The organism is Acetivibrio cellulolyticus CD2, assembly GCF_000179595.2.
GTDB lineage: Bacteria > Bacillota > Clostridia > Acetivibrionales > Acetivibrionaceae > Acetivibrio > Acetivibrio cellulolyticus.
The window spans coordinates 269,272-286,987 of sequence record NZ_JH556651.1; the positions used below are offsets into that span (position 1 = coordinate 269,272).

9 protein-coding genes are annotated in these 17,716 nt (G+C 35.4%); 8 read left to right on the plus strand and 1 reads right to left on the minus strand.

Annotated elements, in window-relative coordinates:
* Window positions 1-181 precede the first annotated feature (181 nt).
* Window positions 182-3,019, minus strand: a complete 2,838-nt coding sequence (locus ACECE_RS0201425; protein WP_010243506.1) for a DUF4982 domain-containing protein — start codon at window positions 3,017-3,019, stop codon at window positions 182-184.
* Between the two features lie 267 nt (window positions 3,020-3,286).
* Between ACECE_RS0201425 and ACECE_RS0201430 the strand changes: the two genes are divergently transcribed.
* The 8 genes from ACECE_RS0201430 (at window position 3,287) to mutL (ending at window position 17,714) form a co-directional block, all read left to right on the plus strand.
* Complete coding sequence (locus tag ACECE_RS0201430; RefSeq protein WP_010243507.1) at window positions 3,287-4,972, plus strand: glycoside hydrolase; 1,686 nt, start codon at window positions 3,287-3,289, stop codon at window positions 4,970-4,972.
* Window positions 4,962-5,093, plus strand: coding sequence for a hypothetical protein (locus ACECE_RS32050; protein WP_268870997.1), 132 nt, complete (start codon window positions 4,962-4,964; stop codon window positions 5,091-5,093). The genes ACECE_RS0201430 and ACECE_RS32050 overlap by 11 nt, the downstream gene beginning before the upstream one ends.
* A 340-nt stretch (window positions 5,094-5,433) precedes the next feature.
* Window positions 5,434-6,867 carry a tRNA (N6-isopentenyl adenosine(37)-C2)-methylthiotransferase MiaB gene (gene miaB, locus ACECE_RS0201440; protein ID WP_010243508.1) on the plus strand — a complete coding sequence of 478 codons (1,434 nt, stop codon included), beginning with the start codon at window positions 5,434-5,436 and terminating at the stop codon, window positions 6,865-6,867.
* Between the two features lie 51 nt (window positions 6,868-6,918).
* Window positions 6,919-8,280 (plus strand): stalk domain-containing protein, encoded by a 1,362-nt coding sequence (locus ACECE_RS0201445; RefSeq protein WP_010243509.1) that lies wholly within the window; start codon window positions 6,919-6,921, stop codon window positions 8,278-8,280.
* A gap of 193 nt (window positions 8,281-8,473) precedes the next feature.
* The gene (locus tag ACECE_RS0201450) at window positions 8,474-12,151 is read left to right on the plus strand and encodes a diguanylate cyclase (protein ID WP_010243511.1); all 3,678 of its coding nucleotides are present in this window, start codon (window positions 8,474-8,476) and stop codon (window positions 12,149-12,151) included.
* A gap of 246 nt (window positions 12,152-12,397) precedes the next feature.
* Window positions 12,398-12,784, plus strand: a complete 387-nt coding sequence (locus ACECE_RS0201455; protein ID WP_010243513.1) for a YlbF family regulator — start codon at window positions 12,398-12,400, stop codon at window positions 12,782-12,784.
* Window positions 12,785-12,858: 74 nt separating this feature from the next.
* Window positions 12,859-15,477 (plus strand): DNA mismatch repair protein MutS, encoded by a 2,619-nt coding sequence (mutS, locus tag ACECE_RS0201460; protein ID WP_010243515.1) that lies wholly within the window; start codon window positions 12,859-12,861, stop codon window positions 15,475-15,477.
* A 59-nt stretch (window positions 15,478-15,536) separates the two neighbouring features.
* The gene (mutL, locus tag ACECE_RS0201465) at window positions 15,537-17,714 is read left to right on the plus strand and encodes a DNA mismatch repair endonuclease MutL (protein WP_010243517.1); all 2,178 of its coding nucleotides are present in this window, start codon (window positions 15,537-15,539) and stop codon (window positions 17,712-17,714) included.
* The last annotated feature ends 2 nt before the right edge of the window (window positions 17,715-17,716 follow it).

A 17,716-nucleotide genomic window follows, 5' to 3' on the forward strand; every position in this document is an offset into this window, starting at 1 on the left:
GGGAGAGCCTCCTACCAGTTTTTATGTGTATCAATTTCTTACTTATCATAAAGAATTCAACCTTTTTCCAAAGATAATCAATTTACTAAAAATTTTATTTGAAGTAAATTTGTAGTATGAATTTGTGAATCATACACTTGATACACTTCGTGCTAGCTGTGACATGTAGTATATAGATTAACTATCTGTCTAATGCAGGAGATATTCCGTCCACAACAGATATTGGCTTTGAAGATACACTGACAGTATCTGATGTCAGTCCGTTGCGTGTTGCTGTTAATGTAATTGTACCTGGTGTTAATGTTGAACGGATGAAAACACGGTTGATTCCGCATTCAGTTGATAAATAGGTTTTGTTTACTGAACCAACTGTATCAGCATTAACACCGCCACGCCAGATACCAGGGCCTGTCATTGTAAAGTCTATTCTACTCTCATCAGTTGGGCAGCGATTACCATTTGCATCTACAACTTCAACATCATACATTACAACGTCAGCACCATTTGCCTGCAAACCATTCGGACCAACTGTCGGTGTGAGTTTTATTTTTGCAGGTGCCCCGGCGGTTGACATTTCGTACTGTGCCACTTGTTTTCCGGAGTTATCGTAACCAACTGCTTTGATTGTCCCCGCTGCCCACTTAACATTAGGGAAACTGAATAGATATCTATCAGCAGGTTTGGATGATTTGCCTATCGAAGTTCCGTTTACAAACAACTCAACACTTGCAGTATTTGACACAACATACATGGTTTTTGTTGTTCCGGAAGGATAATTCCAGTGGCCTACTATATGGATATCCGGTTGTGGGTTTCCGCATACGCGGTGTGCATAGTATAATTGCTTAGGTAAACGTACAGAATCAACTTTTCCGCTTACATGGCATACCGTACTATCCTGCTGACGGCCGTGTGCATTGGAGTCAGCAAAGTATATGGAAGCATAACCTGAGAAACGTGAATGCTCAGAGTCCTTGTTTTTGATATTATAGGTATTAAGCCAGATATTGAGTCTGTTAACGGCGTTTGGAATAATAGTTTCCGAATCCCAGTTCCATGTATCGTTGGCACCCTTTTTAAATCCGTAATGTGGTGGAGAATACTTATCCCAAATGCCACGCAACGCCTCGTCACGAAAATCCTCACATTCGATAATCGGACCTTTATCACGGTAAGGAAGGGCATACCCACGATGTGTATCAGTATTGCTTGTATAATTAGGATGTGCGGGATCAAAGCCTACCATTGTACCAAACCAATCCGAATACTGGATTCCATCTTGGTCGGTCAAATTACGGACACCTATACCACGCCATCCTGAAGGATCCCACTGCTTTTTGATATCATACATTTCTTTCATTTGATCAGCCGGTATACCAAAGTTTCCGTTTTCCCACATAATAACACTTGGATTATTCCTTAAGTAGATCATGGAAGCACGCATTACATTCTTTCTTTGTTGCCATTGTACACCTATTACATTTTTTTCTTTATCACCAGCAGGAACAACATCAATAATTCCAGCCCTGTCATGTGCCTTCACATCTACATCTTGAGGTGAAATATGCATCCATCTGATGTAGTTGCTGTTGCTGCCTTTTATTAAATTAGCGTCATATTCATGCATCCAATCAGGTACAGCCTGACCAAGTGCTGCCCAGTCATTACTTGCACGCTGTGCATATCCTAAAAGGAACACAAACCTACCATTGATATACACGCCTCCAGTACCTGTACCACCTCTGAATTCAACCTTTCTGAAACCTGTTGTAGTTGTTCGGCTGTTTACCGCAACTCCATCTACAATCAGATTGGTTACTACATTATAAAGGTTTGGTGTTTGATCACTCCATAGCTTTGCGTTGGTCATTTGTCCCTTAGCCTTGATTATCGTGGTTTGGCCATTAGCTATTGTAGTTGCTGTACTTCTGAAGGTTGTGGCCACTGTACCGTTGGTATCCATTACCTTTGTTTCTAAAATGACAGACTTGGAACTATCGGATTCGTTACGGACTTCTGATTCAACATTGACCGTGAGATCTCCTTGTGAAGGTGAGAGGTTTGTAAAATCAGATGGATATATGTATATTCCGCTTGTTTTCAAGTTGTTATATAGCGGATAAGTTTGGTATAAATTACCTGGCATATGCAGCCATACATGTCCTATAAGTCCGCCGTAATTAGGATTGAAAGCTTTTCCCTGCCATTGAAAACCAACTCCGGTACTAGACTCTACATAATTATTACTATTGTCTACTCTTACAGCCAAAACGTTCTCAGTATCCCCGAAATTCACTTTACCGGTAAGATCTATACCACATGCTGTAACGCCATCATCATAAACGCCAACTTCTTTTCCGTTTATATAGAAACGTGCTCCTTGTCTTATCCTCTCGAATTCTATAATTATCTTGTTTGACGAGTATTTTGATGGTATTTTGAAATGCTTTCTATACCAAGCGGGTCCGGTATACGAACCTGTATTACCACTTGAGTGACTAATGAGCTTGGTATAAGAATCTACGTCATTATATGTATGCGGAGTACTTACGGTTGACCAACTATTGTCTGCAAATGATGCTGCCTGGGCACCTGACACATCCTGCCTTATGAACTTCCATCCCGGATCCAGACTGTAAGTCGACGCAGACATATCTGTTGCTGGATTAGTAACAGACGGATTAGTTGCTGTTGGAGTTGCTATAGGCATTTTATCCGCAGGGAATTCGGTAATAATCCCCAAAAGGAAACTTCTCATTAATGCAAAATCAATTGCATTAACTTGTTCATCAGCATTAACATCTGCTGCTACCGAGCCGTTTGAAACAGGAAATTCCGGAATAATCCCCAAAAGAAAACTCCTCATTAGTGCGAAATCAATTGAATTGAAACTGCCATCTCCATTGAGATCACCATACTTCAATGAAGTTGTTTGGTTGCTTTTGGCTGAATAGCTAAAATTTGAAGAGAGGTTTAGTATAATGCAAAATGCAACCAAGAAGCCAAAAACTCTTTTCATAGTCAATATTCCCCCTTTTTAAAATTTTTGAATAATATAGGCTATATATATTACCTTCAATGTATTTACTTTAGGGGTAGACATTCATGAATTTTTTATACCGATTGCAAATTTTAAAATATAAAAACAACTGAGATACCCCAAAAACTATTTTAATTAGTGTATTAATATTATGTATTCATTTTATAAGTTTGGGGGGATAGATTTAAAAAGCATAAATGTCAGTATTTAAAGTATTATAAATTAATTTTTAAAGGGGAAATATTTATGAATAGTTTAAGAAAGTTTTCATTATTAGTTGCTGCTCTTTTTCTATCAGCATTAATTTTTCAAAATTCAGTAAAAACTTATGCTGCAAAAACTGTTACTATTGACCCTAATGCAACTTACCAAACTATGGAGGGTTGGGGCTCAAGCATATGCTGGTGGGGAAATCAGATTGGCAGTTGGTCTGCCGATAATAGGAACAAATTGATTGAGAAGATTGTCAGTCCGACTGATGGGCTTGGATATAATGTATTCAGGTACAATATTGGAGGCGGTGAAAATCCCGGACACAATCACATGAGGGCTTATGGCGAAATGGAAGGATATCAGGATGCAAATGGTAGTTGGAACTGGAATGCTGATGCTACTCAACGATCTGTACTTAGTAGGTTAGTAGAAAGAGGAAAATATTATGGATCGGATATGATACTTGAAGCATTTTCTAATTCTCCTCCATACTGGATGACGAAAAGTGGTTGTGCTTCCGGGAATACTGATGGTTCAAATAACCTGAAAGATGATTATTATGATGATTTTGCCAATTACCTAACTGAGGTTGTAAAACACTTCAGGGATACATGGGGTATTACGTTTAGAACACTGGAACCTGTAAATGAGCCCAATGTATCTTGGTGGAAAGCTAATGGCGGACAGGAGGGCTGCTCCTTTTCATATGCTAATCAACAGAAAATTATAAAAGAAGTTGGTGCAAAATTGAAAGCAAAAGGGTTGAGCGGTACAACAGTTAGTGCTGCCGATGAAAACAGTATTGACACGGGTTTATCAGGGCTTCAGACTTTTGATGCAACTACTTTGTCATATATGTCCCAGGCAAATGTACATTCTTATAACGGTTCTAAAAGAACCCAATATAGAGATCTGGCAAAATCCAAAGGACTTAGAATCTGGCAGTCTGAATCCGGTCCATTGAGTTTCGACGGAAATATGGCTGATTCATGTATCATGCTGTCAAAACGTATTGTTACAGACTTGAAAGAATTGGAATGCGTAGCATGGTTGGACTGGCAGATAATAGATGGAGGCAATTGGGGAAGCCTGTATGTAGATAATTCTGCCCAAACGTTTACTCTTACAGAAAAGTTCTATATGCATTCAAATTATAGCAGGTTTATCAGACCGGGTTATAAAATTATAGGTACCAATAATGAAAAAACGATTGCGGCAATAAGCCCGGATAAAAAGAAACTTGTTATTGTAGCTACTAACGATAATAAATCCTCAAGTGACAGCTTTGCATTTGATCTTTCCAGGTTTGGGGGTGTAAACAGTTCAGTTGAAGTCTACAGAACATCTTCGAGCCTTAGTTTGGCAAAAAGTAATATAACAGCGTCGAATAAGACTATTTCAGATACTTTGCCGGCTTATTCAATAAATACATATGTTATATCACTTGATGATGGTACTGTGCCTAAGCCAACTTTCACACCGAACTCAACACCTAATTATAAATACGGTGATTTAAATGGGGATGGAGCGGTAAATTCCATAGACTTTGCAATATTAAGACAATACCTTCTGGGAATTATTACAGCGTTTCCAGTTTTAAATGGTTCTATAGTTGCGGATGTTAATCTGGATGGAGCTGTAAATTCTATAGACTTTGCAGTATTCAGGCAATATCTGTTAGGTATGATTCCGGAACTTCCTTTTAAAAATGGCAGATGAAAAGGTAACACTGTGTAAAGCAGTAAAAATTGCACAGCTTATATATGAAGATACAGAATTGGTTGAATTTTATCTGGGAGACGGGATGAAAGCGGCTCCAGTTCCAGATATAACTTATTGATAATAAGCATATTTATAAAACAATACCGAAAACATAGAAGAATTGGAATGTTAATTTGTAAAATCTCGGAGATATTTAGTAATAAATGTTTCTGGGATTTTTATTTAGCCTCTTGGAGTGAAATGAAAAAGGCAAAAACGGAGTGACTCGATGTCCCGAAGTTTTTATTTGAGAAACTTGCATGTAAATTTCCTTAAATTAGTTGGTTCTAAATCATCTTTAATCTGCAGTAGGTATTTAACCTTATAATTTTGTGTTATAATATGGACATAATAAGCAATATCAGAAGTTATATTTTCAGTATTTCAAACTATGTTAACACAAATACGGAGGAATTGAATTGAGTAAAGTAGAAAGAAAAAATATACAGGTTTCTCAGGAAGAGATAGCAAGGCAGCATCAGTTTATAGAAGAGATAAAGCAACTAAACTATCAGAAAGAGATGCAGACAGAACGGAAAAAACGCTTCTATCTTGCGACTTTTGGTTGTCAGATGAATGAGCATGACTCTGAAAAATTGGCAGGTATGCTTGGTGAGATGGGATATTCCGAATGTGAGGATATGGATGAAAGTGACCTGATAATTTTTAATACATGCTGTGTAAGAGAAAATGCCGAGCTAAAGGTTTATGGGCATTTGGGGGCTATGAAGCATTTGAAAGAAAAGAATCCAGATATGATAATTGCCATGTGTGGCTGTATGATGCAGCAGCCTGAGGTGGTTGAACATATAAAAAAAGTTTATAGACAAGTAGATCTGATATTTGGTACACATAATTTGTACAAGTTCCCGGAACTACTGTTCAGCGCTATCAATTCCAATAAAACTGTTATTGATATTATGGATTCCATTGGCTTAATAGCTGAAGAAATGCCGATAGAGAGAAAGGATGAAGTAAAAGCCTGGGTCACAGTAATGTACGGCTGCAATAATTTCTGTTCCTATTGTATAGTACCCTATGTAAGGGGAAGAGAGAGAAGCAGGTATATTGAGAATATTGTCGATGAGGTAAGGATGTTAGGACGTCAGGGGTTAAAGGAGATAACACTACTTGGGCAGAATGTCAACTCCTACGGCAAAGACCTTGGCAATGATACAACCTTTGCAAAATTGCTTGGTGAACTCAATGAAGTTGAAGGTATTGAGAGAATCAGATTCATGACTTCGCACCCGAAGGATTTGTCCGATGAACTGATTTTTGCAATGAGAGACTTAAATAAGGTTTGTGAGCATCTGCATTTGCCTTTTCAATCTGGAAGTACCAGAATACTAAAAGAAATGAATAGAAAATATTCAAAAGAAGATTATCTTAACTTACTTGAAAAAGTAAAGATAAATATTCCGGGCATTTCTTTAACTTCAGATATAATTGTGGGCTTTCCCGGTGAGACTGAGGAGGATTTTCAGGATACGTTGGACGTGGTGGAAAAAGGGCGTTTTGACCAGATATATTCATTCTTGTACTCAAAAAGGACAGGTACACCAGCAGCAAAAAGTGTGGATCAGGTACCTGAGGAAGTTAAGAAAGAAAGGTTTCAGAGACTAATGGAGGTTCAAAACAGGATAAGTAACGAGATAAATCATGAATATTTGGACAAGGAGATAGAAGTTCTTGTTGAGGGAGAAAGCAAAACTAACGATAAAATATATACAGGGAGAACTCGAGAAAATAAGATAGTCAACTTTGATGGAAACAGTGAAATGATTGGAAAACTTGTTAGGGTAAAAATAGATACTGTTAAGACTTGGTCTTTGGAAGGAAAAGTACTTTGACTTTCAAGGCTGTAGAGAACTGAAATAAACAATCATTGGGGTGAAATGTTTATGAAAAGAATAATATTTGTGTTCTTGCTGACAGTTTTGGTTCTTTGTAATATTTTGCCTGTAAGTGTTCTTAGTTCAAACAATAATGGCAGTATCCTTGTTTTGGTTGATGGAAAGAGCGTTAACTTTGATGTTGAGCCCATGATAATCAATGGCCGTGTAATCGTTCCGTTAAGGGCTATATTTGAAGCTCTCGGTGCAGATGTGGAGTGGGATGATAAGACAAAAACTGTAATTGCTACACAAGAGGCTAAAGTTATTTCTCTAAAGGTAGGAAGTACAACGGCATATATAAATAATGAGAGCATGGAACTTGATGTACCTGCAGTCGTTTATAACGGCAGGACGTTGGTCCCTGTGAGGTTTATTTCTGAAAGCTTTGGATATGATGTAGAATGGAAGGATTCATCGAGAACTGTTACAATTAACTGCACTTCCCAAAATACCATACCAAATTCTACTGTTGCTCCAACTTTGACAAACACTCCAACTTCGATCAAACTTGCAAGTAGCTTTAATGGAAATGTAAATGAGTTAATGGGACTGTCATGTAATGATATAACCGGCATATTTGGACAGCCTGACCGGATTGATTTGAGCAAATATGGGTTCGACTGGTATATATATAACAGCGATTATAACAAATACATTCAAATTGGTGTAAGAGATGAAGTTGTCGTTGGAGTATATACAAATTCTACATATTTTAGTGCATGGGGAAGTATAAAGGTTCTAGCCGATAAAAATTCTGTGAATAGTATATTGGGAACACCTTTAACTTATATCAAAAAAGGCAACGTACGTTATATAACTGACGATTCTGGTGAAGAGGAGATTTTTGAAGTCGATGAAGAGTACTTTGCCACTATATTCTATGATACACAAAATAGCAATAAGGTGTCAGCAGTATTACTTGTTGACAGGAAAGAAGAAATGGCTTTAAACGGGTACTATGGTATACCGAGCGAAAAGCTGAGGCAAAGCTATGAAAGGGAAATATTTGACCTAGCCAATTCAGTTAGGACAAGGCTTGGAAAGAAAATTTTCAAGTGGGATGATAAGGCTGCAAGTGTAGCAAGAATGCATAGTGAAGATATGGCGTTAAATAATTATTTTTCTCATACAAACCTTGAAGGTAAAAGCCCATTTGATAGGATGGATGATGCTGGACTCAACTATTATATTGCTTCAGAAAATATAGCAATGGGACAAATGAGCGGCATATATGCCCATGAATCATGGATGAATTCATCAGGGCACAGATCCAATATTTTAGGGGATTGTGAAAAGCTTGGTGTAGGTGTTTATATTGGGAGTGGAAATAATATATTTTACACACAGAACTTTTATTCCGGATATTAAGGGCTTGTTTTATGGATTGGCATTTTGATTTTGAAAACTTATCAGGCTTTTATGTTGAAAAGATCATAAATACTTAATATATTTATTCCGATATATATTGAGTAGTATGATCTTTTTGCTATTTAATAATCTGGCATTGTATAGTTTCAGCATTTCTTGATTTTTCAAAATACTTTGATTGGATGGATTATATATGCGGGAAAAAAGATTTAGGTTAGGCTTTTTTGCAGTTGTAGCTGATCGGTTTCAGTCTGATTTACTCTCAGGCGTAGTTAATGCAGCGATAAAGCATGATGTTGATATAATACGTTTTTCTCAGGAATGGGAGTATTCTTTTTATAAATTGGAAAATTCATTCGAAATATTTACATACATTGCTAATAAATACGACCTTGATGGCATTTTGTGTTTAGGCTGGATTGTAAACCCTGAAAAGTTAAGGTCAGTAATGGTGAAAAATAAAGAAATACCAATAATTGATCTTGGTTCAGCAAATAAAGATTTTACTTGTGTTTTTCAGAACGGAGAAATATATATTAAAGAACTGACTGAACATCTGGTGGATTATCATAAATATAAGAATATTGTTTATATTTGTCCTATTTCAGATGATACAAGGGTTGATGTTTTTATTGATGAAATGAAACGCCGTGGACTTTATAATAGCGATTATATAATAACTAGAGAAGATATTAACTTAAATACATGGGATATACAAGATAGGGTTTTGAAAATTGAAGATATCATTTTCAATCAAAAAAATCTAAAGATCGATGCTATTATATCACTGTATTCAGATGAAGCAATATTATTGCATGAAATGCTTATGAAGAGAAAAATCCGTGTTCCTGAGGATATTGCACTCGTTGCATGGGAAGAGAGTGATACTTGTAGAAATCATATGCCTCCGATAACAACAGTATATTTCCCGTTTTATGAAATGGGGTATATCGGTTGTGAGGTTTTAGTGAATTTATTAAACGGTAATGAGGTTGAACATTATAATTCACTTCAAAGTAAAATATTTTATAGAAGGTCTTGCGGATGTAATTATTCGGCTTTTAAAAAGATAACGGATGATGTTGTTGAAGTAAAAAACAGTTTACTATTAATTAACGATGAAATCCGGCATGAAATTATTAGTTTACTCAGTTCAGAATTAATAATTTTGAAAGGAAACGAACTCTTTGAACAGTTTGAAAAATCCATAAAACTGAATAATTCGGATTACTTTTGCATTTGGTTTGAAGGATATATTAAGGATGGATGTTTTTCAGTTGAACAATTAGAAATGATTCAGGAAGATATAATGACGTTGAGAAGGCACACTATGCCATATCTAATCAGCGATAATAAATTGAATCTTATATCTGGCAATATGTGGGCAAAGATTCAGATAATTATTAATAGTTGGATTGAAAGAACAGTGAAGCTGCAGGAAAAAAATCAAAATGCGTTTGTTGCCGAGTGGGTAAGAGATATTGGTTTTGAACTGATTACATCCTTTAATCTTGAGAAAGTTGTAAAAATATTGGATGACAATCTTGGAAAATTAAAAATAACAAATTGCTTTATGTACAGATTAAAAAAGATGAGTGAGGAAGAATATTGTCAAACATCTTTATACCAATTTGTTGATGGAAAACCAAATTTAATTGTTCATAATACTGAATATGATTTTTGTGCTGAGGATTTTGAAAAAGAAGAACAAATTAAGTATGATATAGAAAAAATGTTTGAAGGAAATAGACATACATATCTTTGTCATATATTGCATGTAAGGAATGAATTAATAGGATGCGCCTTTTATGAATACGGGGTTAAAGATGATAGGATTTATTCATCTTTAACAGTACAATTGTCTGCTGCACTAAAAAGTGCAGATGTGCTTGAAAAACTTGAAATGTCAAATGAAGAGTTGTCAAAATTAGATACTTTAAAAAATGATTTTATCGCCAATGTTACGCATGATTTCAGGTCACCGTTGATGATTATTTTAAATAATGCCGATATTGCATTAAAATATGACAGTGTTGATGAAGCTACTAAAAAAAGATATTCAGTTATATATGAATCTGCTCTCATGTTAAGGGCAACAACTGATAGAATGCTCGATCTTGTAAAATTAGATGCACAAGGATTGAAGATTAATGCAAAGAAAACAAAGATAACTAATTTTATAGAAAATATATCTGATTTTTATAAATCTGCATTATTAATTTCAAATATAAGTATCGTGAAAAAAATTAATATCAAAAATGAATTCATTTATACTGATTTAGTCGTATTAGAAGAAGTGTTGAATAATATTATTTCAAATGCAATTAAATTTGTAGATCCATTAAAGGGGGAAATTTACATAGAATTAGAGGAGAGTGAAAATTCTGTCAGAATTATTATTGGTGACAATGGTATTGGAATACCAAAAGACAAACTCGAAGTAATATTTGGCAGGTTTGAACAGATAGAAGCAGGGATGAACAGTAGATATAAAGGAACCGGTATAGGTCTTGCATTTTCAAAGCAGCTAATACAATATCTTAAGGGGAAAATTTGGGCAGAATCAAATGGAGTTGGTTATGGATCAAGGTTTATAATTGAATTGCCTAAAGGCGAAGATGTATTCTATGCTGATGGATCGGACAATTGCAGCAATTATGAACTAAGCACATTTGATTTTAAAAATTTACTTCAAATTGAACTAAAAAATAAGAGTGTAGATAATGAAATTGAAGTACATTTTAAAGAACTAAATAAGGATAATGAATTTGATTATAAAAAAGCAATTATTTTAGTAGTTGATGATAACAAACAAATTAGGGAAATTGTATGTGAATATTTAAATAATAATGGATATAGTAATTGGATAACAGCTGGAGATGGAGTACAGGGAATTGAGGCTGCCTATCATTATCGCCCGGACCTGATATTGTGTGATTATAATATGCCAAATATGAGAGGAGACCAGTTACAAGATGAACTGTTAAGTAACCCGGATTTTTCAAGAACCCCCTTTGTTTTTCTTACAGCTTTAGCAGATCGGAAAGTAATATTGGATAGAAAGAGAAAGGGTGCTCTGGACTATTTAAATAAACCAGTTAATGAAGCTGATCTGATTCTTTCAATTGATATACACTTGCGACAATATATGGAACTAAAATCGACATTATATTTGGCAACTACTGATGAATTAACAGGAATCAATAACAAGAGAAATTTGAATAGATTATTTATATCTCAATTTTCTACCAGGAAATTAAGAGAGATATCAATTATATTTTTTGATTTGGATTTCTTTAAATCAGTAAATGATACATATGGACATCAAGCTGGTGATTGTGTATTAAGAGAAATGGGAAAAATATTAAGAGATACACTCAGACCATATGATATTTTTGGACGTTATGGTGGTGAAGAGTTTTTGATAGCTTTACCCGAAACATCTGAAGAAAATGCAATTGCTGTAGCAAAAAAACTTAAGAAAAAGATTGAAGAGTGTGAAATCATATATAATGACATTACAATTAAAATTACTGCGAGCTTTGGTATTGTTTCCTTAATCAAAAATGAACAGTATGTTTGTAAAGAAATTTGTGCTGCTAATTTAAAGAGTATATTTGAGGTTGATCCTAAAGAAGTGAAGAATTGGGATCACGTAGAAGAAAAAAAATTGCAGATTCCTGCTCTTCTGATATCAATGGCAGATATGGCATTGTATGAAGCTAAAAGTACAAGATGTAATAAGTGCGGATATTCATCAGTAAAAAAATCTGATTTCCATAATAATACATGCGTGCAATGTGGAAGTGATGAGTTGGAATATGGAAGAAACACATATGTTGTATTTGATGACTCTTTAGTTAAAGGTTAATTATATGATATTAAAAAATAAGATTTTTCTTTTTAGATATTGGACAAAAATTAATTAGGTTTGTAATCTATATCTTAAATAAATACCGTGAATTAAGGGTACGAGATATGGCGATACTGATTATATTATTTTCAAAGTGCAAATCTTGTGATACAATAGATTATTATTGAGGATAATTTTTTAGAGAGATTTATAAAATTCTTATTTTAATATCGGGAGTAAAATAAGAACTCAAGGAGGGAAAGTATGGATATTATATCAAAGGCTAAGGAACTTGGAAACTTAATAGGTTCTTCAGAAGAAATGACAAGTTATAAAAGATGGGAAGAAAATTTGGCAAGAGACCACAAAGCAAGAGTAATACTAAAGGAGTACCAGGAAGTACAGAGTGAAATGGTAATGGCGGTTCATGGAAACTCCGAAAAAGATATACTCGATGGGCTAAAACAGAAACTTTTAGAAAAGTATGATGAAGTAAATGAGTGTGATATAGCAAGAAACTATATTGAAGCAAAAGAAAAACTTGATATACTTATTAAAAAGGTAAATGACGTTCTTGTATACTCCATAACAGGAGAACAGTCATGTTCTTCACATAGCTGCAGTTCATGCGGCGGAGGGTGCAGCAAGTAAGGAATAAGTGAAATAGTAGCGGAAGTTATATTTTCATCATTCCCAATAATCAAAGTACGTGAGGTATGATAAAAATGGCAACATTGACACCTATGATGCAGCAGTATCTGGATATTAAGGGGCAGTATAAGGACTGTATCCTTTTTTTCAGACTGGGAGACTTTTATGAAATGTTTTTCAGCGACGCAGAGACTGCTTCGAAAGAGCTTGAAATAACGTTAACAGGTAAAGATTGTGGTTTGGATGAAAGGGCACCTATGTGTGGAGTGCCTTTTCATTCTGCCGATTCCTATATATGCAGGCTAATTAATAAAGGATACAAGGTGGCAATTTGTGAGCAGATTGAAGATCCTGCAATGGCCAAAGGTATTGTTAAGAGAGATGTTATAAGGGTTGTAACACCAGGTACTGTTACCGATTCAGCTATGCTAGATGACAAAAAAAACAACTATCTTATGTCTTTATACAAGCATAAAACCTATTTTGGCATAGCTTTTGTAGATATTACTACAGGGGATTTTACGTCAACATCTATTGCACTTGGAAATACAGAAAGCAAGCTTATGGATGAAATTGCCAGGTTTGCACCATCTGAGATGGTAGTAAACAGTGAGTTCCTGTCGGATGAAAATTTGGTTAAGACTTTAAAAAAGAGATTTAATCTATATATTTCAACTATTGAAGATAAATATTTTGAGATAGGATATTCTAAGGAAAAGCTAAAATCTTATTTTAGCGATCATGAGATATGCGAAAATGAGTTTGATATTTATATAAATGCATCAGGGGCTTTGTTAGAATACATTGAACAAACCCAGAAGGTCAACCTTGACCATATACAAAGCTTTAACAAATACAGAATTGAAGAGTATATGGTTTTAGATGTTGCTACAAGAAGAAATCTTGAGCTTACAGAGACCATGAGAGAGAAGAACAGAAAGGGCTCGCTTCTTTGGGTTTTAGACAGGACTATGACCTCCATGGGAGGAAGAACTTTAAGAAAATGGATAGAGCAGCCGCTTATAAATATTTATGATATAAGGGACAGGCATCTTGCTGTAAACGAGTTTAAGGACAAGTTTATGGTCAGAATGGAAGTTAGGGAACTGCTCAAAAGAGTTTATGATATGGAAAGGCTCATGGGCAAGATTGTATTGGGCAGCGCAAATTGCCGTGATCTAGTTTCTTTAAAAAACTCCATAGGTCAGATACCTTACATTAAAGAGCTTTTAAAAGATTTAAACGAAAGTCTCAACAAGGAAAGCAACAGAAATATCGATGCTCTTGCAGATATTTTCGAAATTATTGATAAAGCGATATGTGATGAGCCGCCTGTTTCTGTAAAAGAAGGCGGAATTATAAAAGAAGGCTATAATGAAGAGGTGGACAAGCTAAAAAGGGCATCAGTAGATGGTAAGACCTGGCTTGTTGAACTTGAAAATTCCGAGAGGGAAAAGACCGGTATTAAGAATCTTAAAGTAGGTTTTAACAAAGTATTTGGATACTACCTTGAGGTGACTAAATCTTATTTTTCTCTTGTACCTCCGAATTATATCAGAAAGCAGACTCTTGCTAATTGCGAAAGATTTATAACCGAGGAACTTAAAGTGATTGAAGATACGGTTCTAGGTGCAGAAGACAAACTGGTTGAGCTTGAATACCAGATATTTGTCGAAGTCAGAAACAAGGTTGCAGGAGAGATAACCAGAATAAAAAGAACTGCAAAGGCATTGGCACAGGTGGATGTTATCTGTTCATTAGCAGAGGTGGCAGACCGTGAGTCTTACACCATGCCGGAGATAAATAACGAGGATGTAATTCACATAACTGACGGAAGGCATCCTGTAGTTGAGAAGATGATCGACCAGGGCGAATTCGTACCAAATGATACTTACCTCAACATGAGTGAGGATCAGATTGCAATAATAACCGGACCTAATATGGCAGGAAAGTCTACTTATATGCGTCAGGTGGCATTGATTGTGCTGATGGCTCAAATAGGAAGCTTTGTGCCTGCCAAAAGTGCTGTTATAGGTATTGCCGACAGGATATTTACAAGGGTTGGAGCATCGGATGACCTTGCTGCCGGGCAAAGTACATTCATGGTTGAGATGAGCGAAGTGGCAAATATTCTTAGCAATGCAACATCGAGAAGTATTTTGATACTCGATGAGATTGGAAGAGGTACAAGCACTTATGACGGCCTTAGTATTGCGTGGTCAGTAATTGAACACATAAGCGACAGAAAAAGGATAGGAGCAAGAACGCTCTTTGCTACTCACTATCATGAACTTACAGAACTTGAGGGAAGTATAGATGGAGTTAAGAACTACTGTATTTCGGTTGAAGAAAAAGGCGAGGATATCATCTTCCTGAGAAAGATAATCAGGGGAGGGGCCGATAATAGCTACGGTATACAGGTTGCACGTCTTGCAGGAGTACCGGTGCCTGTTATAAATAGGGCAAAGGAAATATTAAAGGAACTTGAAGATGCAGATATAAATAAGATGGAAGTGCGCTTAAAAAGAGCAAAGAAGCCTATTGAAGGTCAGATAGATGTTTTCTCCTTCAACACACAACAGATAAACAGTGATGAAGTGTTAAATGAGTTAAAAAACATTGATGTAAGTACTCTTACACCGCTTGATGCTTTAAATGTGTTATATAACCTGCAAAAGAAGGCAAATAGTTAAGTAATAACCTAAAGTATTAACTTGGACTTTTCACATAATTGGATTGGATGGTTTTTGATATGGGCAAAATCGTTATACTTGATGAAAATACATCAAATCAAATAGCGGCAGGGGAAGTTGTCGAAAGACCGGCATCGGTTGTAAAGGAACTTGTGGAAAATTCCATTGATGCGGGTAGTTCGAATATTTCCATTGAGATAAATAACGGAGGAGTTTCGCTTATAAAGGTTGTAGACAACGGGAACGGTATTGATGAAGATGACGTTGAAATTGCTTTTGAAAGGCATTCTACAAGCAAAATAAGAAGGGCAGACGACTTGGAGTCAATTTCTACTTTGGGTTTTAGGGGAGAAGCACTTGCAAGTATAGCGTCAGTTTCACTAGTAGAGCTCACTTCAAGGATAAAGGATAGGCAATACGGAAAATATATAAAGATACAGGGCGGAATAATAAAAGAAGTAAGGCAAACAGGGTGTCCTGTTGGAACTACGTTTATAGTTCGGGACCTATTTTATAATACCCCTGCAAGATTTAAATTTCTTAAGAAAGATACCACTGAAGCCGGCTATATATCAGATATGGTAAACCGTATAGCTTTAGGCAATCAACAGATATCAATGAAGCTCATTAATAACAGGAACAGTGTTATACACACTCCAGGAAATAATGATCTTTTAAGTGCTATTTTCAGTATATATGGTAAAGAGACTGCAAAAGAAGTGCTTGAAGTCAAGTATCAGGATGAGAAAATTGAAATTTACGGTTATGTAGGGAAGCCTGAAATTGCAAGAGCGAATAGAAATTATCAATCAATCTATATAAACGGAAGGTATGTAAAAAATAAGACGATATCCTCTGCAATTGATGAGGCGTATAAGACCTACCTTCTAAAAAACAAGTTTGCTTTTGTTGTGCTGCACATAAGGATTAATCCGTTATTTGTTGATGTGAATGTACACCCAACCAAGATGGAAGTCCGTTTTTCAGATGAACCGGCAATATTTAAGGCTGTGTACCATGCTGTGAACAATGCTCTCCTTAGCAAATCACTTATTAGAAATGTTGAGATGAAAGAAAATCCAAAAAATTTCTTTAAGTTCGAAGAAAACAATTTTTCTGCAAAAGGCTTTGTACAGGAGGGTTTGAATGTAAAGCCCGTTCTTTACGAAGATGGATTTACGAAAGCTGTACCACAAAGCGAAGTCAAATTTCCAATCAATGATTTGGAAAATAAAAATATAGATACTAATTTTTCTTCTGCAACGGCCGATAATAAAGGAGTAGCGTTTAGTCAAGATATAAAAGTTAAGACTAATGAAGAGTTAAATAAGGAAGCTGAGAATGATATTAATGAAGCAGCTAAGAACGTGGTTAATCATGAAACTAAGAATATAGTAAGGGAAGAGATTAATCAGGTACATGTTAAGCCCAATAACGAAGTAATTAATACGAAAGCTTTTGTTAATGCAGTTGAAGAAGGGGATACAAAGGCAATAAAAGAAGAAAATAAAGAAGGGTTTATTGAAGAACGCAAAGAAAGAGTTTTAGAGGAAGCGATTGAAGAACCGAAAATAGAAAGCCAAGAAGAAAAGCCAGACGAAGATGAAAAAAGAGAACCGATAAATGCTGATGATAGGGCAAAGGAAGCAAACCAACTGCAGGCTGCCAAAATCATTGGTCAGGCTTTTTCAACATATATACTGCTGCAAGACGGTGACAACCTGATTCTTATAGATCAACATGCAGCTCATGAGAGGATTATGTTTGAAGCCTTAAAGAAAAAGTATAAAAGAAATGAAAGTTTGGCTCAATATTTGCTTTCATCAGTTGTAATTGAACTTACCAATCAAGAAGTAAAAATAATTGAAGAAAACAGGGAAAAATTAAATAGACTAGGGTTTGCATTCGAAAATTTCGGAAATAATTCAATTATACTCAGGTCAATACCTGTAGCATTAGCGGACAATGCCAGTGTAAAAGAGACGTTTTTGGATATACTGGATTTTTTGATGTCAGATAAAAGAAAAGAGAATATTTTAATTGAAGAAGAAGCATTATACAGGGTAGCATGTAAGTCTGCCGTCAAAGCAAACAAAAGACTTGATGATATTGAAATTAAAAAAATAATTAAAGACTTAAGTAATATTGAAAATCCGTACACCTGCCCGCATGGTAGGCCTACGCTAATTAAAATAACCAAATACGAGTTTGAGAAGATGTTTAAGAGAATTGTTTGATT